Source organism: Pseudomonas sp. UBA3153 (assembly GCF_002364635.1).
Lineage (GTDB): Bacteria > Pseudomonadota > Gammaproteobacteria > Pseudomonadales > Pseudomonadaceae > Pseudomonas_O > Pseudomonas_O kuykendallii.
The window spans coordinates 880-19,924 of the sequence record NZ_DEYR01000040.1 but is presented as its reverse complement, the minus strand read 5'-3'; the positions used below and the strand labels follow the sequence as shown (position 1 = coordinate 19,924).

Annotated in this window: 19 protein-coding genes and 1 pseudogene; 5 read left to right on the top strand and 15 right to left on the bottom strand. The window is 61.4% G+C overall.

The annotated features are described in order from the left end of the window. Window positions 1–79: 79 nt before the first annotated feature. Window positions 80–1,126 carry a type 2 isopentenyl-diphosphate Delta-isomerase gene (gene fni, locus B2X67_RS10160; RefSeq protein WP_286785410.1) on the bottom strand — a complete coding sequence of 349 codons (1,047 nt, stop codon included), beginning with the start codon at window positions 1,124–1,126 and terminating at the stop codon, window positions 80–82. 136 nt (window positions 1,127–1,262) lie between these two features. Between fni and B2X67_RS10155 the strand changes: the two genes are divergently transcribed. Further along, the gene (locus tag B2X67_RS10155) at window positions 1,263–2,168 is read left to right on the top strand and encodes a polyprenyl synthetase family protein (RefSeq protein ID WP_286785409.1); all 906 of its coding nucleotides are present in this window, start codon (window positions 1,263–1,265) and stop codon (window positions 2,166–2,168) included. Window positions 2,169–2,180: 12 nt separating this feature from the next. Here B2X67_RS10155 and B2X67_RS10150 read toward each other — a convergent pair whose 3' ends face one another. Further along, window positions 2,181–2,816 carry a LysE family translocator gene (locus B2X67_RS10150; protein ID WP_286785408.1) on the bottom strand — a complete coding sequence of 212 codons (636 nt, stop codon included), beginning with the start codon at window positions 2,814–2,816 and terminating at the stop codon, window positions 2,181–2,183. A 328-nt stretch (window positions 2,817–3,144) separates the two neighbouring features. Between B2X67_RS10150 and pgm the strand changes: the two genes are divergently transcribed. After that, window positions 3,145–4,797, top strand: coding sequence for a phosphoglucomutase (alpha-D-glucose-1,6-bisphosphate-dependent) (pgm, locus tag B2X67_RS10145; RefSeq protein ID WP_286785407.1), 1,653 nt, complete (start codon window positions 3,145–3,147; stop codon window positions 4,795–4,797). 161 nt (window positions 4,798–4,958) lie between these two features. Here the strand turns inward: pgm and B2X67_RS10140 are convergent, their stop codons facing one another. The 10 genes from B2X67_RS10140 to B2X67_RS10095 form a co-directional block, all read right to left on the bottom strand. Continuing rightward, complete coding sequence (locus B2X67_RS10140) at window positions 4,959–5,324, bottom strand: VOC family protein (RefSeq protein ID WP_286785406.1); 366 nt, start codon at window positions 5,322–5,324, stop codon at window positions 4,959–4,961. Between the two features lie 263 nt (window positions 5,325–5,587). Next, complete coding sequence (locus B2X67_RS10135) at window positions 5,588–6,091, bottom strand: hypothetical protein (RefSeq protein WP_286785405.1); 504 nt, start codon at window positions 6,089–6,091, stop codon at window positions 5,588–5,590. 79 nt (window positions 6,092–6,170) lie between these two features. Continuing rightward, complete coding sequence (locus B2X67_RS10130; protein WP_286785404.1) at window positions 6,171–6,425, bottom strand: hypothetical protein; 255 nt, start codon at window positions 6,423–6,425, stop codon at window positions 6,171–6,173. Window positions 6,426–6,750: 325 nt separating this feature from the next. Beyond that, on the bottom strand, window positions 6,751–7,365 hold the full coding sequence (locus B2X67_RS10125) for a LysE family translocator (protein ID WP_286785403.1): 615 nt from the start codon (window positions 7,363–7,365) through the stop codon (window positions 6,751–6,753). A gap of 205 nt (window positions 7,366–7,570) precedes the next feature. After that, entirely contained in the window at window positions 7,571–8,269 is a 699-nt protein-coding gene (locus B2X67_RS10120; RefSeq protein WP_286785402.1) for a transposase, read from the bottom strand. A gap of 116 nt (window positions 8,270–8,385) precedes the next feature. After that, window positions 8,386–10,533, bottom strand: a complete 2,148-nt coding sequence (locus B2X67_RS10115; RefSeq protein WP_286785401.1) for an autotransporter domain-containing protein — start codon at window positions 10,531–10,533, stop codon at window positions 8,386–8,388. Between the two features lie 682 nt (window positions 10,534–11,215). Beyond that, entirely contained in the window at window positions 11,216–11,539 is a 324-nt protein-coding gene (locus B2X67_RS10110) for a hypothetical protein (protein WP_286785400.1), read from the bottom strand. A 91-nt stretch (window positions 11,540–11,630) separates the two neighbouring features. Then, window positions 11,631–12,200, bottom strand: coding sequence for a hypothetical protein (locus B2X67_RS10105; protein WP_286785399.1), 570 nt, complete (start codon window positions 12,198–12,200; stop codon window positions 11,631–11,633). Between the two features lie 80 nt (window positions 12,201–12,280). Then, entirely contained in the window at window positions 12,281–12,553 is a 273-nt protein-coding gene (locus B2X67_RS10100; protein WP_273232721.1) for a hypothetical protein, read from the bottom strand. Between the two features lie 399 nt (window positions 12,554–12,952). Then, window positions 12,953–13,285 carry a DUF6572 domain-containing protein gene (locus B2X67_RS10095; RefSeq protein ID WP_286785398.1) on the bottom strand — a complete coding sequence of 111 codons (333 nt, stop codon included), beginning with the start codon at window positions 13,283–13,285 and terminating at the stop codon, window positions 12,953–12,955. Between the two features lie 159 nt (window positions 13,286–13,444). On the opposite strand from B2X67_RS10095, the gene B2X67_RS10090 reads away from it, so the two are divergent. Next, entirely contained in the window at window positions 13,445–14,410 is a 966-nt protein-coding gene (locus tag B2X67_RS10090) for an integron integrase (protein ID WP_286785397.1), read from the top strand. Window positions 14,411–14,547: 137 nt separating this feature from the next. Here B2X67_RS10090 and rimO read toward each other — a convergent pair whose 3' ends face one another. Together rimO and B2X67_RS10080 are read right to left on the bottom strand one after the other, a co-directional pair. Then, on the bottom strand, window positions 14,548–15,873 hold the full coding sequence (gene rimO, locus B2X67_RS10085; protein ID WP_273229357.1) for a 30S ribosomal protein S12 methylthiotransferase RimO: 1,326 nt from the start codon (window positions 15,871–15,873) through the stop codon (window positions 14,548–14,550). Between the two features lie 113 nt (window positions 15,874–15,986). Further along, a complete protein-coding gene (locus B2X67_RS10080) occupies window positions 15,987–16,583 on the bottom strand; it encodes a cyclodeaminase/cyclohydrolase family protein (protein ID WP_286785396.1) in 597 nt (198 codons plus the stop codon). A 146-nt stretch (window positions 16,584–16,729) separates the two neighbouring features. On the opposite strand from B2X67_RS10080, the gene B2X67_RS10075 reads away from it, so the two are divergent. Then, on the top strand, window positions 16,730–17,218 hold the full coding sequence (locus tag B2X67_RS10075) for a CinA family protein (RefSeq protein WP_286785395.1): 489 nt from the start codon (window positions 16,730–16,732) through the stop codon (window positions 17,216–17,218). A 32-nt stretch (window positions 17,219–17,250) separates the two neighbouring features. After that, window positions 17,251–18,078: an ammonia-dependent NAD(+) synthetase gene (gene nadE, locus B2X67_RS10070; RefSeq protein ID WP_273229360.1), complete on the top strand. Its 828-nt coding sequence runs from the start codon at window positions 17,251–17,253 to the stop codon at window positions 18,076–18,078. A gap of 13 nt (window positions 18,079–18,091) precedes the next feature. Here the strand turns inward: nadE and B2X67_RS10065 are convergent. Then, window positions 18,092–19,045 (bottom strand): annotated as a pseudogene (locus tag B2X67_RS10065) (ATP-binding cassette domain-containing protein); the annotation flags it as partial.

Below are 19,045 nucleotides of genomic sequence, written 5' to 3'. Positions count from 1 at the left end.
GAGCGCTTCCAAGGCACGGAAATGGCTGGTGAAGGGCGGGGCGATGACTGCGAAGTGGCTCATGCTCGCGGCGGGCGCCTCATCGCCGTGCCGCGCCGCGGGGCAGCAGCGGCGCCTGGCGCAGGGCGGCCAGGTCACGCGAGCCGGTGCAGAAGCAGGCGACGCGCAGCTGCGCGATGACGGTGTGGAAATGCTCCACCACCGCGGCGCTGGAACGCGTGGCTCCGTGCAGCACGGCGGCCGCCTGGCCGGCGATGTCGGCGCCCAGGCGGAGCGCCTTGGCCACGTCGACGCCGTCGCGGATGCCGCCGGAAGCGATCAGCACGCTGTTCGGGCAGGCCTCGCGCGCGGCGACGATCGCCTCGGCGGTGGGGATGCCCCAGTCGGTGAAGGCACTGGCAATGGCGCGCTGCGCCGGTGTGTGCGCACGCTCGGCCTCCACCGCGGCCCAGCTGGTGCCGCCGACGCCGGCCACGTCGATGGCGGCGACGCCCGCGTCCACCAGCCGCCGCGCCACGTCGGCGCTGATGCCGGCACCGACTTCCTTCACCACCAGCGGTACTTCGAGACGCCGCGCCAGCTGTTCGATGGCCGCCAGCACGCCGCGCCAGTCGCGGTCGCCGCCGCGCTGCACGGCTTCCTGCAACGGGTTGAGATGAATGATCAGGGCGTCGGCGTCGAGCATGTCCACCGCGCGGCGCGCCTGCTCCAGGCCGAAACCGGCCACCAGCTGCGCCGCGCCGAAGTTCGCCAGCAGCGCGATGTCCGGCGCCAGGCGCCGCAGCTGGCGGGTCAGGCCCTGGTCGGCGTCACTCTCCAGGGCGATTCGCTGGGAACCCACGCCGAGCGCGATGCCGAGCTCCTGGGCGGCTTCGGCAAGGTGCAGATTGATCCGCGCGGCACGCGCCGCGCCGCCGGTCATCGAACTGATCAGCAACGGCGCACTCAATGCTTTGTCGAACAGCGTGCTGCGCAGGTCGATCTCGTCGAGATGGAGTTCGGGGAGCGCGCAGTGTTCGAAGACGATGGCGGCCAGGCCGTTGTCGGCACGCGACTTGGCCCTGGCCGGATCGAGCACGATGTCCAGATGATCGTTCTTGCGTGCCGACAGTTCGCCTTCGGCCATCAGGTTTCCTCGGTTCCGGGCAGGGTCTTACAGGTCTTTTAAGTTGTACAGTTTCTGTACTAAGGTTGTACAACACTTTGCTTCGTCACACTTACCGCGACCCTGTCCGTCGCGCAGGCTGGAGCTCTCTTGACTCATGGCAACCTCATTAGTGCCGTCGCGCTGCGACATTTCCGCCGGTGATCTCGCGCAGTTGCGCGAGCGGGTGGAGCGTCGGCTGAACCAGTTGGTGCCGTTGCCGCAAGGTGGCGAAGACCTGATCGGCGTGGCCATGCACGCGTCCGTGCTGTCGCCGGGCAAGCGCGTCCGCCCGCTGATGCTGGTGCTCGCCGCGCAGGGGCTCGGGCACACCTCGGAGGCGTTGATCGATCTTGGCTGTGCGGTGGAGATGGTCCACGCCGCCTCGCTGGTGCTCGACGACATGCCCTGCATGGACGACGCCCAGTTGCGCCGCGGCCAGCCCACCGTGCACGTGCGCTACGGCGAGGACGTGGCGATGCTGGCCGCCGTCGCGCTGCTCAGCCAGGCGTTCCGCACGCTGGTGGCGGTGCAGGGCCTGCCGCCGTTGCTGAAGACCAACCTGGTCGCCGCGCTGTCCGACGCGGTGGGTGCGCAGGGCCTGGTGCGTGGCCAGTATCAGGACCTGCACGACGGCAGCCGCCAGCGCCCGGCCAGTGATATCGCCGGGACCAACCACCTGAAGACCGGCGCGCTGTTCGGCGCGGCGCTGGACATGGCCGCGCAGGTCGCCCAGGCCGGCGAGCCCGTGCGCACGGTGCTGCGCGATTTCGCCGTCGAGCTGGGCCAGGCGTTCCAGCTGCTCGACGACCTCGGCGATTGCGAGGCCGACGTGCAGAGCCTGGGCAAGGATTGCGGCAAGGACCAGGGCAAGTCGACCCTGGTCAGCGTGCTCGGCCACGAGGCCGCGCGGCACCGGCTGCGCGGCCACATCCAGCGCGCCGAGGCGTTGCTGGCCGAGGTGTACGGCCATGACAGCCCGTTGCAGCAGCTGCTCGCAGGGCTGTTCCGCCGGGTGGCCTAGGCGCCGGACCGCTCAGCTGCGCGGGCTCAGCGCCAGCTTCAGGCCGAGCCCGACGAAGAACCCTCCCACCAGCCGATTGAGCCACCGCGCCTGCGCGGCGGTGGCTTTCACGCGCCGGCCGGCATAGGCCGCGACGACCACCAGCAGGTGGCACCAGAGCATGCCGTTTAGGTTGAACAGGCAACCGAGCAGGACGAATGCCAGCGCCTTGTCGGTGGAGTCGGGCGCGATGAACTGCGGCACGAAGGCGAGGAAGAAGAGCGCCACCTTCGGGTTCAGCGCGTTGGTCAGGAAGCCCTGCAGAAAAATCCGTCGGTACGGCAAGGCCGGCAGCGCGGCCTGGAATGCTCTCTCGGCGGGAGCCTTGCTCAGCAGCAGGCCGATGCCGACGTACAGCAGGTAGGCCGCGCCCGCGTACTTCACCAGCGCGAACGCGGTGGCGGAGGTCGCCAGCAGCGCGGACAGGCCCAGCGCCGCCGCCAGCACATGCACGAAAATCCCCGCGCCCACCCCGAACGAGGCCACCGACCCGGCGCGCCAGCCCTGCGCCGCGCTGCGCGACAGGATCAACAGCGAATCCGGCCCGGGCAGCATGTTCAGCAGCAGGCCGGAAACGATGAAGAGCGGAAGGTCGTGGATGCCGAACATGGGGGCTGGCCGAAAACGATAGGCGTGCAGGTTAGCGCGCGGGCGATACGGGTGTCAGCGCCTGTCGGGGTGCCTGACTGCTGCCTCAAGCTTTCCGAAGCGCAGAGCGCCGGGGCATGCACCTGGGCGCCAAATCCCGCAATCGCGGCACCGACACTGAACATGTCGCCCGCTGCCGGGTCGGAGACTCGACAGCCGCAGGCGCCCCTACGATCGGTGTGCTTTTTTTCGGGGAAGTTTCTTCGGCTGGCAGCATACTTCGCCTGTCCACGCGCAACGGATGCGTCGGCGCAGATGTTCTTTCCACCTTCATACAGCGACGGGAAACATGACCCAAAATCTCAGCCCTCTGGCCGGTGGACCGGCTCCGAAATCGGCCCTGGTCGACGTCGACAAACTGCTGGCGGCCTATGTCGACCTGCGCCCCGATGCGGAGACGCCTTCGCAGCGGGTGTCCTTCGGCACCTCCGGGCACCGCGGCATCGCCTTCGCGCGCAGTTTCAACGAGTGGCACATCCTCGCGATCACCCAGGCGATCTGCGAATACCGCGCCAGCGTCGGCATCGACGGCCCGCTGTTCATCGGCGCCGACACCCACGCGCTGTCGGCGCCGGCGCTGGACAACGCGCTGGAAGTGCTGGCCGCCAACGGCGTGCAGGTGATGGTCTCGGCGGGCGGCGAGTTCACCCCGACACCGGCGATTTCCCAGGCGATCCTGGTCTACAACCGCGGCCGCACCACCGGCCTGGCCGACGGCATCGTCATCACCCCGTCGCACAACCCGCCGGAACACGGCGGCTTCAAGTACAACCCGCCGAATGGCGGCCCGGCCGACACCGCCATCACCGGCTGGGTACAGACCCGCGCCAACGCGCTGCTCATGGCCAAGCTCGACGGCGTCAAGCGCGTCTCGCTGGAGCAGGCGCGCCAGGCGTCCACCACCCGCGAGTACGACTTCCTCGGTGCCTACGTGGCCGACATCGGCAACGTGATCGACTTCGACGTGATTCGCGGCTCCGGGCTGCGCCTGGGTGTCGACCCGCTGGGCGGCGCGGGCGTGAGCTACTGGGCGCGCATCGCCGAGCACTACCGCATCGAGCTGGACGTGGTCAGCCAGCAGGTCGACCCGCAGTTCGCCTTCATGAGCCTGGACTGGGACGGGCAGATCCGCATGGACCCGTCCTCGCCGCACGCGATGAATTCGCTGATCGCGCTGAAGGACAAGTACGACGTCGCCTTCGCCTGTGACACCGACCACGACCGCCACGGCATCGTCACGCCCAGCGTCGGCCTGATGCCGCCCAACCACTACCTCAGCGTGATGGTCGACTACCTGTTCCGCAATCGCCCGGACTGGCAACAGGGCGCGGCCGTGGGCAAGACCCTGGTCAGCAGCGCGATGATCGACCGCGTCGCCAAGCGCCTGGGCCGCTCGGTGTACGAAGTGCCGGTGGGCTTCAAATGGTTCGTCGACGGCCTCCACGACGGCTCGCTCGGCTTCGTCGGCGAGGAGAGCGCCGGCGCCTCCTTCCTGCGTCGCGACGGCAGCGTGTGGACCACCGACAAGGACGGCCTCGCGCCGGCGCTGCTGGCCGCCGAGATGACCGCGCGCACCGGTCGCGACCCCGGCGTGCTGTACCGCGCGCTGTGCGACGAGCTGGGCGAAGTCTTCGCCACCCGCGTCGACGCCAAGGCCGATACCGCGCAGAAGCAGGCGCTGTCCAAACTCGACCCGCAACAGATCACCCAGACCCAGCTGGCCGGCGACGCCGTGGAAAGCGTGCGCAACACCGCGCCGGGCAACAACGCGGCCATCGGCGGCATCAAGGTCGCCACCGCCGGCGGCTGGTTCGCCGCGCGCCCGTCCGGCACCGAAGACGTCTACAAGATCTACGCCGAAAGCTTCCGCGACGACGCCCACCTGCGCGCCCTGGTCCAGGAAGCCCAGGGCGTGGTGGACGCCGCGCTGAACGCGAAGTGAGGTAGGGAGGGCTGCTCCGCAGGGTGAAGGTTACTCTGCGGATTTCGCGTCGAGTTCAGGTCCCGGCGAACACGGTGGACAAGCTTCGGGATGTCCACCCTACGTCAAGATTGGAGATCGCGCCGATTCCGCTGCCACTTGGGCTGCCCTGCCAGTGCGTCCTACGCCGCCTTGTGGCAGACAGCCTCGATGTTGTGGCCGTCGGGGCCGATGACGAAGGCCCCGTAGTAGTTCGGGTGGTAGTGCGGCCGTAACCCCGGTGCTCCATTGTCTCTTGCCCCAGCGGCGAGGGCCGCGCTGTAGAAGGCATCGACCTCGGCACGCGTGTCCGCTGCAATGGCAATGTGCAGGCGCGCCGGCACGTCCTTGGTTTCGTGCAGCCACATCGACGGCTTGCCGTTGCGACCCAGGCCAACGCCGTAGGGGCTTTCCATGGCTACCGATACACCCAATGGGCGCAGCGCGTTGAGAAAGAACGCCTTGCTCTCTGCGAGGTTTGTCACTCCAAAACCAAGGTGGTCGAACATGCTGTTGTTTCCCTTTGATGGCGCTGCGAAGCGGATAGATGCGTGTGAAGCGCCAAGGCCTGGTCTGCGCCGGAGCAACGAAGGTCGGGGAGGACCAAAGTGCGCCCGTTTCGCGATGTCCACTTTACATTGAAGTTTAATTCCGCTCAGGCCCAGGGGTATCCGGGCGATCTTGCCTAATGTGTTTTGGAAGTTTTGCGGGGTACATATCTCTCAGCCCCCTCAAGGCCATCTCGTGGTTTTCAAAAACTTTTGGTTCTAGGTTAATTTTTTCCGTTTTCGATTACGTAAAGATAAACGGAGTCGTTTTTTGATAAATCTAGCAGTTGCTCTGCTAAAGCAAGGGCGGCGGGGATATGCTTTTCTGAGGATTCTATTTCCTCAATAGAAGAGCCAATGCAGCATATTAGAATAGATCCTGTTGTTCCTCTCTTTCGTGCCACAATCGCAATTGAGTATTTTTTATCAATTCCACGATTTTCAATATAAGGTCGAAAGAGCTTTTTAATTCTCGGTCCTAGCTTTGCGTCATAAATTTCGTCTAAAAGTTTTGTTCCAGCCCAGCTCCCTAAACACACGAATATTCCAATTAAGGCGTCTAGCTCAGACAAAAATGCTGTAGGGCGGTGAGGTATCTGTATATCGAATTCGTTAGCAAGTGGGTATTCTTTCGCAACATCTTCAATCACCTCTCCAGCAGGAATCGCCACTTCCTTAATGAAAGCTTTCTGTCCAAAAACGAGGTATCTGTCAGAGACTTCAATCATGGATTTAATCTTTTTCACTAACGTATGATTAAGGATTTGACCTGTCCCAGTGGGCGAAGCGAACGATTCAGGCACATTGTTAATATTCTGTTGTAGTGAAGCCCGCTTTTAAATCATGTTTCTCTGCAATCTCTGAAACGTGTTCGTGCTGCCCTATTTTCTGGTAGAGGTCGGACAGGATCTCGATGGCGGATTGTACCTGTGCTTCGTACTCGCCTACCGAACCTATCAACGAATGCTCTGCAAGCGTTGACTGTAGATAGCTGATTGAGACATGGATCCTGTCAATAGCTTCATGGATGTGACCGTCATTGAGAACGTAGTTTTCAGTCATTGGAAAACTTGTGTTTGGTTATTGGTTGGGCTATTAGAAAATAGAGTGGAAATCATAAAGCGATTTCCCGCGTTATATTTCAGACGCATCCGCCTCAATGGGGCGCGCCATTAAAGGTGGAAAAGCTTCGCGATGTCTACCCTGCGTTGAGAATTACGTTCGCTCAGGTTTCTTGATGTTATCCGGATAACCTTGCTGTTCTATGAGAGGTTTTCCCTTGAATTCCTACCAACATATTCAACAACATCGTTGTTCGAGGTTTTGACCTGATCGACGCGTAGAGGCCGCAGGCCGGAGAGCGTGCTTTCGATGGAAGGGTTAGGCGTCATCGTTCGCTGGTTGCCAGCTTTACACCTAGCGCAGCGAACGCAGCCGCGAAGCTATAACGCAACCACTGCTTCACAGATGCAGACTCGATGACATAGCGCCGGAATACATGTGCCACAAGGCCGTACAGCACGAACACAACGAAGGTCATGGCCATAAAGACGGCGCTAAGTACAAGAAGCTGGAGCAGCGGGCGTGCTGCCCCTGGTTCGACAAACTGGGGCAGGAAAGCCAGGAAGAAGATGGTCAGCTTCGGGTTGAGGATGTTCAAAAGGAAGGCTTTGACCACGATGCTCCACTTGCCAATAGGCTTGGCCGTGCCATCGACAGAGAAGGCAGACTTATCGCGCCAGGTGGCATAGGCGACGTACAAGAGATAGGCCACGCCGACATACTTGAGCACCTGGAAGGCTAAAGCGCTCGCATGCATGACGGCTGCCAGACCGAGAATCGTGGCTGCCAGGTGGGGGACGATCCCAGCAGTGCAGCCCAGGCTTGCGTAAATGCTTGCCGCTTTGCCCTGAAGGATGCCGGTGGAAACGGTGTAGATCACCCCGGTGCCGGGAATGAGCACAACGATCAGGGATGTAATGAGGAACTCGAGGCTGATCATGCGGGATCCTATGGTGGTGACCTGGGACTCTAGAGTGACGCGAACGCCCAAGGTAAGTGGTGCCGCAACAGGGGGCTCAAGGTACCGACATGGACACAAAATACCGCATCGATGGCCCATGCTGGCGTCCGCTTGACCGCCCAGATAGGTAATACAGCGCTGCTTTGCAGTTGCCAGGTAGATAATCGGGGGGACAGAGCACAGTTTACCCAAGATTAGGCGTACGTTTGGGACGTCCTGACTTACCTCTTATGACTCTTCGACCTAGGATTGCCTCCACTTCGGCAGCAAATTGCCGGCTACCAAGTGCGTAATTTCCATTTGTCGATCTACGTATGTCATCGACTAATCCTGGATCGGGCTGATAGCGGAACAATTCTTGATAAACCGCGCCTCTTAGGCCCTCATCTCGACTCAATGCTTGGTGGAGAGGATGTGGGGAGCGCAGTTTCGAGGGCTCGTTTTGTGCATTGGCTCGGTAACTGGACCAGCGATACTCTGAGGGGTGCTCAACCATACCTGCACGCACAGGATTCATCTCTATATATTGATAACAGGCAAGCACATAAGTGTCTTCCTGCATCAAACAGGAGCGAAAGCGACCTTCCCAAAGCGTACCGCTACGCTGGTAAGTACGATTGACGTACTGCACATAACGTTGCCCTAGCCCTTTCATCATCATCCCGCTACTTTCCGGGCTTTCTGGCGTGAGCAGAAGATGAACATGATTAGTCATCAGGCACCATGCATGGACAGCGCATCCGTGCTTCTTTGCCTGCTCCGCCAGTATATCCAGATAGAAAAGATAATCTTCATCGGCGTAAAAGCACGCTGAGCGATTATTTCCTCTTTGAATCAAATGCAGTGGAACTCCTGATAACGTAATACGCGCACGACGCGACATAGGAATCCTCCTTCCATAGAGACTTAAAGTCTGGCTCATGATTTAGTGAAAGTTAAATTGTGTCTGCCTCTATGGAGGCGTGGATTACGCTGGAGGTTTGCCGGGGATTCCCCTGCCTAAAACATATGCCGGTAACTCACTCCCACTGTCGCATCCGCATCCTGGCCCTGGCTCGCGACGAAGGCATTGGCGTTGAGGATGCTGGACGGGCTGACGCGGTAATCGATTTCAGCCCCGACCCGTGCCCAATCGCGGCCGACCCGGTTGCCGTCGATGCTGAAGCGGCCGAAGTCAAGTCCCAGCACGCTGAGGTTGCCGCTGGCGCCTTGGGTGCGGTCATCGAAACGGTGCGCCAGTTCGGCATGGCCACGCAGGGTAGCTTCCTCGCTCAGGTCATAGCGGGCGGTGAGGCCTAGCCGCACTTCCTTCGCGGTATGGGTTTGACTATCGAAGGTGGCTGGGGCCGAGCCGCCTTTCTCGCGATAGCCGTCGATATCGCTATAGGTGATGCTGTAGGCGATGCGCGGGCTGAAGCTGACCTGGCCGAGGTGGAAGGCATTCATCCAATCCAGCCGGGCACGCAGGCTGTAGGTATCCATGGCGGTGCTGCCGTTGGAGGCCTGGGTTCCGGTGATGGCGTAGCCGCGTTTGAGGTCGGCATCCCAGCGGCCATAGCTACCGGCCAGCGAAGCCACCACGTCATCCCGAACCTTCCAGTCCGCTTCGGCGAAGCCATACTGGCCCTTGAGCCGGCTGTTACCGTGGTTGGCGAGGTCAAGATCGGAATAGGCGGTGCCGAGGCCGGCGCCTACTCGTAGGCGGTTATCGAACAGATCGTGGCACAGGCCGGCCTCCGTATTACCCAGCGTGCCGTTAGCACGGCGCCAGGCGGCGCCGGCATCGCCGCTGACCCATCCACAGGTGCCTTTGCCATCGGTGAGGCCGAGATCCATCAGTGTGCGGTAGTGGTTGCCGTTCATGATCAGGCTGGTCAGCAGCTCGTTTTGGCTGCTCAGCGCCAGCGACTGGCCGAGGCTATTACCCAAGTCGGTGGAGCCGATGATGCCGGTAGCGGTGGGGGAGACGCGGGCGAGATAAGCTTGATCGTTTCCATCAAAACTCCCATATCCCGTCACTACATCGCCGGCGGCATTCACACCGCTGGCAACCCTCAGCTCACTGAAGCCACCGATGTTGACCCCGGCATCCGCCAGCCACTGCTGCACACTGATCATGCCGCCGGCTTGCGTCCAGCGCATGGCAAAGCTATCAATACCAGTGGCGTTGTACGCCGCTAAGCCGACGATGACATCGCCGGCGGCATTGATGGCATTGGCGTAGCTATAGTTTCCGCCATTCAACTGGCCCAGGCCGACCATGCCGCCGGCCTGCGTCCAGCGGAAGGCTTCGGTGTTGCCAGTGGCGCCATTGTTTGCAGCTCCTGCGATGACATCGCCGGCGGCATTGATCGCATTGGCGGTGCTACCGCTTCCGCCATTCAACTGGCCCAGGCCGACCATGCCGCCGGCCTGCGTCCAGCGGAAGGCTTCAGTGTTGTTGCCAGTGGCGCCATTGTTTGCAGATCCTGCGATGACGTTGCCGGCAGTATTGATGGCAAAGGCTGTGTTACTGTTTCCGTCATTCAACTGGCCCAGGCCGACCATGCCGTCGGCCTGCGTCCAGCGGAAGGCCTCATAGTAGCTGCTAGTGCCACTTCGGGCTTCTCCTGCGATGACGTCGCCGGCGGCATTGATGGCAAAGGCTGTGCTGGTGTTTCCGTCATTCAACTGGCCCAGGCCGACCATGCCGCCGGCCTGTGTCCAGCGGAAGGCTTCAGTGTTGCCAGTGGCGCCATTGTTTGCAGCTCCTGCGATCACATTGCCGGCGGCATTGGTGGTATAGGCTCTGCTACTGTTTCCGCCATTCAACTGGCCCAGGCCAACCATGCCGCTGGCCTGCGTCCAGCGGAAGGCTTCATACCTGCCGGTGGCGCCATTTAATGCATATCCTGCGATGACATCGCCGGCGGCATTGATGGCATTGGCGTAGCTAGTGTTTCCGCCATTCAGAGCTCCGAGCTCTGTGAGGGTGCCGGCGGCCTGCGCGTCTGCCGCCAGCAAGGCCAGGCCGAGGGCGACCGGCAGCCGTCGGCGGCTGATGTAGGGAGCGGCAGTGCCTGGCCGAATCTCCCTGGCGATGATACCGGGCATGCATGCATTCCTGCCGTCTGCCTTTAAGCTTGCGGGTATCAAGGTAGTAATCATGTCATCTCTCCACATCGGGTTATCTAGACGGCTAGTTGTGGTTTCTCAGCAGGTTGTTTATTCGGGGTATTCCGGAGTTCTGAAAGTGCGACCAACTAGGCACACCAGAAGCCTCGGACGAACCTGCATAAACAGGCCGTCTTACAGAACACGGAGAACAATCGGGGACAGACCACGTTTTACTCAAGATCAGGCGTAGGTTTGGGACGCCCTGACTCACCTTTTATTATTCTTTGCCCTAAGGCTGCTGCCACTTCGGCAGGCAATTTTGGCTACCAAATACGTAGTTTCCATTTGTCGATGTTCGTATCTAATCAACTAATAATGAATCTAGCTGATGGCGAAAAAATTCTCGATGGGAATAATCAGGGACAGACCACGATTTACTTAAGATCAGGCGTGCTTTTGGGATGTCCTGACTTACTGCTTATGAGTCTTCCGCTAAGGCTGCTTCCACTTCGGTGGGGAATTTGGCTGCCAAGTGCGTACTTTCCGTTCTTCGATGTTCGTATTTCATCGACTAACTCTTAATCTAGCTAGTAACGGAGTAACTCTCGATAAGCCGGGCGTTGAGGCCCTCACCTCAATTCAATGCTTGGTAGAGAGTATGTGGGGAAGCAGTTTCGAGGACTCGTTTTGCGCATTGGCCCGGTAAGTCGGCCAGCGATACTCTGCGGAGTGCTCATGCCTGCACGTACAGGAGCGCGCGACGGGGCAATAAAGTTTGGCTTCCATAGAGACTTGAATCTGGATGAGGAATTAGGGGGGTAAATTGTGGTCTGTCCCCTATTGTGTGCTTAACTGCGGGTGAGGCGCCAATCTGTGTGTCGTACCAAGCTTGACCGCCAGACTTAGAGCGGGCCTCTTCAAGAGCATATTGAAGGGCGGACCTGGCTGCAGTGAGGAAGGCGCTCAGCTCAAAAGAGAACTCGCGAAGTTCGAGCTCTGGATTGGCAAGCTTGGTGAGAAAGTATTGCGCTTCCTCTATCTTATGATCTTCGTTCACGCGGATCGATCTCCAACAGGCGCCTAACGTTTGGTTAAGGGGCGGGCTTTAGCCCGTCCCGGTGAGCGAAGCGAACGAATTGAACCAGTTGTTATATGGCAGCTGCATGGAAGCGACTATGCAGACGACATATTTCATCGACTATTGGCTGTGCCTCAAATTTGTGGCCGAGTATTTCGAATATTGCTGTATCAACGTAGAAGGCTCTAAACAGGTGTACTGGCACGCCTTGGCTATTGATGGAGCCGCCCACGTATGCAGGTATAACATGACCAACAATTGGCTTGCTATTTAGGTATATATCGAGATTCTCATCAAAATGTTCTAATTTATTTCTTAGGTTTCTATCGCGCAGGGGGCTTTCATCGGAAAGCTCTAAGAGCCGTTTTAGCTCTAGACCCCGCTTGGCGTGTAAATTTTCTTTACCTGCTTTGGATGGCCAGGCATATCTAGATATAGCGGCTGCGTGTGCGAATATATTTTGCAGATGATTCAAAATCGCGTCTTGTAACTCTCCGCCTATTTCATAATTCCCTTCGGCTTCGTTTGTCATGGAGGAAAATTCAGCGAGAAAATCTATGGAGAGCATGGCGGCTTCGCAATGAAATCTGATGCATTGCATATAAAACGCTATTGCTGGAGGCCAAATTCCTTCTGCCATGAAGGCTTCCTCAATTTTTCTGTGACATATAACGCCTGAATTAAGCCGAGCCGCGAAGCGGCTTCGGCTTGAATGAATTGTTAGGCCGCAGCCCGTGATTTTGGAACCCAGAACCGCCAAACATTGGCTGACACCTCAAAGGCGCAGAACTCAAGTTGCTGTTCTCCAGCCTTGATGCGATAGACGTGCCTCTCATACAACTGATCAGGAAACGAGAGGTTTGGAAGGTTGACGAGCTGCCGCCCAAGATCCTCCCAGTTGTGCTCCCAAGGGCAAACTCCATCCAGACGAAAGTCTGGATCTCCCTCCGTGACTGTGGTCAGCTCTCGCCAAATCGCAGGATGTTGTTTCATGCGGCCTAACGTTTGGTTAAGGGGCCGGCTTTAGGCGGTCCCGAGTGAGCGAAGCGAGCGGCCTTGAACCAGTTGTTAGGCAGAAATGCCTGGGACGACGCGTTGGTAGTTGCGGCAACGATGACCGAGCCTCTGCGGACTTTCAAGTATGAGCGGCAAAGCAGGTAAACACTTGTGCAAGGCGCATGCGCGCCAGCTTGAGTAGCAACCGGGCGATAGCCCACACGAACATGACGGCAATTTTCTCTGCTACGCAATGGCAGCGTTTTGAAAAACGAATGTGCGGTGACTAATCCAAATTCCATGCTTTGCAGATCCCTTAAAAATACGCTTAACACCCAGTTCTGCCGCGTTCATAATGGCGCAAAAAACAGCATAAACGTCGGCTGGGGCGCATCGTTATATGGCATGCGAGCCCTGGACAATTACAGAGAGACGGACTCCCTCTGGGTCACACCAATGCTTCCGCGCTGCACTGATAAATTTCTCAACAGACTCGCTAGTAGGGAAGTCAGTACGAATCTCGATAGCTTTCTGCTTTCCAGTAGCCTCCGGGTAGTCACGTTCAAGCTGCCCATCAGCAGTGGGCGCAACAGTGCCTTTTAGTTTTTCCTGTAGCTGGAATAACTGAACTTCACCCCAAGGCTCGGTTGCTACGATGTGCACGATAACTTCATTAGCTGTGGGGCTGAGGGACACTAAATCAATCACTCCGGGATTATCCAATGGCATGCACTAATGGTCCTGTGAGATATAACTATAAATAGACACCAAATGGTGTGATAACGCTTTGGCGGCCTGTGGTGGATAACATTCCTTGTCCTCTTTGCGGTCCCTGTCTAGGCTGGGGAGTGCAGCGGTCTGGATGACCGTATATAGGAGTTATGCGCCATGGACGGAAAGCCTCGGTTGCTCGATCAAGTTCGCGAGCAGATTCGTTTGAAACATTACTCGATTCGCACTGAGCGAGTCTATTGCGAGTGGGTTCGTCGGTTTATTCGATTTCACGCCTATAGGCACCCTGCGGAGATGGGCGCGGCGGAGGTGGAGGCGTTCCTGTCTGATTTGGCGGTGCGTCGGGATGTGTCGGCCTCCACGCAGAATCAGGCACTGGCTGCGTTGCTGTTCCTCTACAAACAAGTGCTCAAACTGGAGCTGCCCTGGCTGGGTGAAGTAGTGCGGGCCAAGAAGCCAGTGCGGTTGCCGGTGGTGTTGAGTGTCGAGGAAGTGAAGGCGGTGCTGGCGCGGCTTGAGGGTGAACTATGGTTGATCGCCAGCCTGCTGTATGGCTCGGGTATGCGGTTGATGGAGGTGATGCGTTTACGGGTAAAGGATGTGGATTTCACCGGGCAGCAGATCATGGTGCGTGATGGCAAGGGGATGAAGGACCGCGTCACGGTATTGCCGCAACGCCTGCGTGAGCCGTTGCGTAAACACTTGCTCGCAGTGAAGGCCGTCCACAATGCGGAGTTGCTGGCCGGGCGCGGTGATGTGTACCTGCCGCAGGCGTTGGAGCGCAAGTATCCCAAGGCTCCGGGGGAGTGGGGGTGGCAGTACGTGTTTCCGGCGCAGGGGTTGTCGACCGACCCTCGCAGTGGCAAGCGGCGGCGCCATCATGTCGATGAAAAACGATTGCAGCGCGCTTTCAAGGTGGCGGTGGGGGCGGTGGGCATCGTGAAACTGGCGACTCCGCATACGCTCCGCCATTCGTTCGCCACGCATTTGCTGGAAAGCGGCCAGGACATCCGCACGGTGCAGGAGCTACTGGGCCACGCGGATGTGAAAACCACGATGATCTATACGCACGTGCTCAATCGCGGTGGCCTTGCGGTGCTTAGTCCGCTGGATCGGCCTTGAGCCGAGGCGCTCGCCTCGTGCGCGCGGTGCGCATGGCGCACCCTACGGCTGGTATTTCGTGGCGTTTTCGGCCCTTTCCCCCAGCCCCTCTCCTATGAATGGGACAGGGGTGCAGTAGGGAGCTCTCGATCAGGAGATCAGACCAGCTCGGCCCACATGTCGTACTCGTCGGCATCGACGATGCGCACGCGGACCTTGTCGCCGGGCTGGACGGCGGTGGTTTCTATAAACACGCTGCCGTCGATTTCCGGGGCGTCGGCCCAGGAGCGCCCGACGGCGCCTTCGTGGTCGACTTCATCGATCAGCACGTCCATTTCCAGACCGATCTTGCGTTGCAGGCGCGCAGTGCTGATGGCTTGCTGGTGTGCCATGAAGCGGTCCCAGCGGTCCTGCTTGACGTCGTCGGGGACGATTTCCAGGTTCATGTCGTTGGCCGGCGCGCCGTCCACCGGGGAGTACTGGAAGCAGCCGACGCGGTCGAGCTGGGCTTCGGTGAGCCAGTTCAGCAGGTACTGGAAGTCTTCTTCTGTTTCGCCGGGGAAACCGACGATGAAGGTGGAGCGGATGGTCAGCTGCGGGCAGATCTCGCGCCACTGCTTGATGCGCGCCAGGGTGCGGTCCTCGAAAGCCGGGCGTTTCATCGCCTTGAGCACTTTCGGGCTGGCGTGCTGGAAGGGGATGTCGAGGTAGGGCAGCAGCTTGCCGGCGGCCATCAGCGGGATGACGTCGTCGACGTTGGGGTACGGGTAGACGTAGTGCAGGCGCACCCACACGCCCATGCTCGACAGCGCCTCGCAGAGTTCGAGCATGCGTGTCTTGACCGGGCGGCCGTCCCAGAAGTCGGTCTTGTACTTGAGGTCGACGCCGTAGGCGCTGGTGTCCTGGGAGATCACCAGCAGCTCCTTCACGCCGGCCTTGACCAGGCGCTGGGCTTCGCTGAGCACGTCGCCCACCGGGCGGCTGACCAGTTTGCCGCGCATGCTGGGGATGATGCAGAAGCTGCAGCTGTGGTTGCAGCCCTCGGAAATCTTCAGGTAGGCGTAGTGGCGCGGGGTGAGCTTGATGCCTTGCGGCGGCACCAGGTCGATCAGCGGGTTGTGCTCGATGTTCGGCGGCACCACTTCGTGTACGGCATTGACCACCTGCTCGTACTGCTGCGGGCCGGTGACGGCGAGCACGCTGGGGTGCACGTCGCGGATCGCGCTTTCCGACACGCCCATGCAGCCGGTGACGATCACCCGGCCGTTCTCGGCCAGCGCTTCGCCGATGGCGTCCAGCGATTCGGCCTTGGCGCTGTCGATGAAGCCGCAGGTGTTGACCACCACCACGTCGGCATCCTGATAGGTGGGCACGACCTCGTAGCCCTCCATGCGCAGCTGCGTGAGGATGCGCTCGGAATCGACCGTGGCTTTCGGGCATCCGAGACTGACGAAACCCACTTTGGGGGCGGTGGCGGTGGACATGGCGGCTAACCTCGAGGAGCGCTCCGGGAGGCGCCCTTGATCAAAAAGTGCGCAATTCTAGCGGCACGTCCGGGTCTTGGATAGCCTCGGCGTCGGTTCCCGCCGATTGGTCGCTAATGGCTGGCCGCGCGGATCTGCCCGAGGTGCCGGTCCGCCTCGTCCTGAACCTGTTGGCGCGCCGTGCGCAGGCGCTGGCGTTCGCTCTCGTCCACGAGTTCGCGCAGGTCCACGTCGAGGTTGATCAGCAGCGCGCAGAGCCCGGCATGCAGGAGCAGGGCGCCGGCTTCGATATCGCTGACCAGGGCATCGGCGGTTTGCGGTCGCGCCTCGCTCGCGAGCGCCAGGGCCTGGGCGCAGCAACGTGCGGCGTCGAGCGAGACCGCCGAGGTCTTGCGCGCGGCGCGCTGCCGGTTGGGCGCCTGGGATTCGTCGTGCCGCAGCGCTTCCATATAGTCGGCGAAGGCCAGCACGTCGGCATCGGCGTAGTCGGCGAGGGCGTGCAGCAGGGTTTCCACCTGGGCGATCAGCGCGCCGCGCGCGGCTTGCGGCTGTTTCGCCTGAGAGGTGCGCAGGGCCATCAGCACCAGCGCCAGGCCGAGGTTGGCGCTGACCACCGCGGCGGCGCCGCAACTGGGTGTGGGCGATGGCGCGGCGACCGCGTCGCGGAACCGGGTGAGGCTCTGGGACCAGAGGGTTTCGTGGCGCGGCATGGGCGATCTTCCTGGCTGACCCGCTTTTGAGCGCGCCCGGCGACGAGCGTTCATTCAGCGGCCTGTCGTCCGGCAACCGGCCGCGAGGGGGAGCGTTGCCGATCGTGGCCTGTCTACCGTTCAGGCAACCACGAGCGTAGGAAGTCATGCGGATCGAAGCCATCGTCGAGTATTTCAAGGAGCACCACCTGCTGCTGGCGACAGCCGAGTCCTGTACCGCGGGCAACATCATCACCCTGTTGGCGTCCTGCCCTGGCAGCGGGCGCTATCTGGACGCCGGCTACGTGGTCTATTCGCCGGATGCGAAGAAGCGCCTGCTCGCGGTGCAGCAGGCCACCATCGACCGCTTCGGCCTGACCAGCGAGCAGGTCGCCCGCGAGATGGCCGCCGGCGCGCTGCGCGACAGCCCGGCGAATGTCGTGGTCGCCACCACCGGCGTCGCCGGGCCGGATGGCCTCGACGGGATCGCGCCAGGAACCGTGTGCTTCGCCTGGGCGTTCAGCGGTCAGGAGGCGTTGCGCCTGTTCTCCCGCACCGAGCATTTTCCGGGCGACCGGATGGCCGTGCTCGGCGCGGCATCCACCTTCGCGCTGGCCGAGATTCCGCGTCTGCATGCCAGCCTCGCCCACCGTTGAATCACTTCTCCTTTCAGCATGGGATACAGCCTATGAGCAACGATGTTTCCAGCCGTCAGCAACGCATCATCCGCGAACTGCAGGTGAGCCCGGAATTCGACGCTGCGAGCGAAGCGCGGCGGCGCATCGACTTCCTCGTCGCGCAGATGCGCAACAGCCGCCGGCATGTGCTGGTGCTGGGTATCAGCGGCGGTGTCGATTCCAGCGTGGCCGGGCGCCTGGCCCAGCTCGCCGTGCAGCAACTGCGCGAGGAGGGCGAGCCCGCCACCTTCATCGCCGTGCGCCTGCCCTACGTCGAGCAGCACGACGAGGCGGACGCGCGTGCGGCACTGGACTTCATCCAGCCCGACGAGCTGCTGAGGGTCGACATCGGCCCGGCCAGCGACGCGCTGTTGCAGGCGACGAGGGACGCCGGACTGGCGTTTCGCGATGCGGCGCAGGAGGATTTCGTCCTCGGCAACATCAAGGCGCGCCAGCGGATGATCGCCCAGTACGCCATCGCCGGCGCGCGTGACGGCCTGGTGATCGGCACCGACCACGCGGCAGAAGCGCTGATGGGGTTCTTCACCAAACACGGCGACGGCGCCTGCGATGTGGCGCCGCTGTACGGGCTGAACAAGCGCCGCGTGCGTGCCGTCGGCCGCTGGCTCGGGGCTCCCGAGGCGCTGACCGAGAAGGTCCCGACCGCCGACCTGGAAAGCCTGCGCCCCGGCCACGCCGACGAAACCGCGCTCGGCGTGCGCTACGAGGAAATCGACGATTTCCTCGAGGGCAAGCCGGTGAGCGAGGAGGCCAGCCGGATCATCCTGCGCACCTACGACAACAGCGCGCACAAACGGGCGCTGGCGGTCACGCCCTGAGGCCCCGCGCTGCTCAGCGCTGCAACTGCGCGCGCAGGTAAGGCGCGGTGCGGCTCACCGTGCTGCGCGCCACCTCGCGCGGCGCCCCGCAGGCGACCACGCGGCCGCCGGCGTCGGCAGCGCCGGGGCCGATATCGATCACCCAGTCTGCCTGCGCCACCACATGCATGTTGTGCTCGACCAGCACCACCGTGTTGCCGTCATCCACCAGTTCGCCGAGCTTGGCCATCAGCCGGTCGATGTCCAGCGGGTGCAGGCCGGTGGTGGGCTCGTCCAGCACGTACAGCGTGGCGCCGCGCTGGCTGCGTTGCAGTTCCGACGCCAGCTTGATGCGTTGCGCTTCGCCGCCCGAGAGCTCGGTGGCGGGCTGGCCGAGGCGCAGGTAGCCCAGGCCGATGTCGCGCAGCAGCCGCAGCGGGCGCACGACGGCGGCTTCCTCGGCGAAGAAATCGCAGGCGGCGTCCACGGTGAGTTGCAGCACCTCGGCGATGTTCTTTTCGCGCCAGGTGACTTCCAGCGTCTGCGGGTTGTAGCGCGCGCCCTGGCAAGCCGGGCAGGGCGCGTAGACGCTGGGCATGAACAGCAACTCGACGCTGACGAAGCCCTCGCCCTCGCAGGTGGCGCAGCGGCCCTTGGCGACGTTGAAGGAGAACTGCCCGGCATCGTAGTGACGGCGCCCGGCCTGCGGCGTGGTGGCGAAGAGCTTGCGTACGCCATCGAACAGGCCGGTGTAGGTGGCGAGGTTGGAGCGCGGCGTGCGGCCGATTGGCTTCTGGTCCACCTGAACCAGCCGGCGGATGCGTTGCATGCCGGCGACCACGCGTCCCTCGGTCGCCGGCAGCACGGCGTCCTCCAGGCTCGCTTCCTCGCCGTCGGCGGCGGACACGGCATGGCCCAACTGGGCGCCGACCAGTTCCAGCAGCGCCTGGCTGACCAGGCTGGATTTGCCCGAGCCGGACACCCCGGT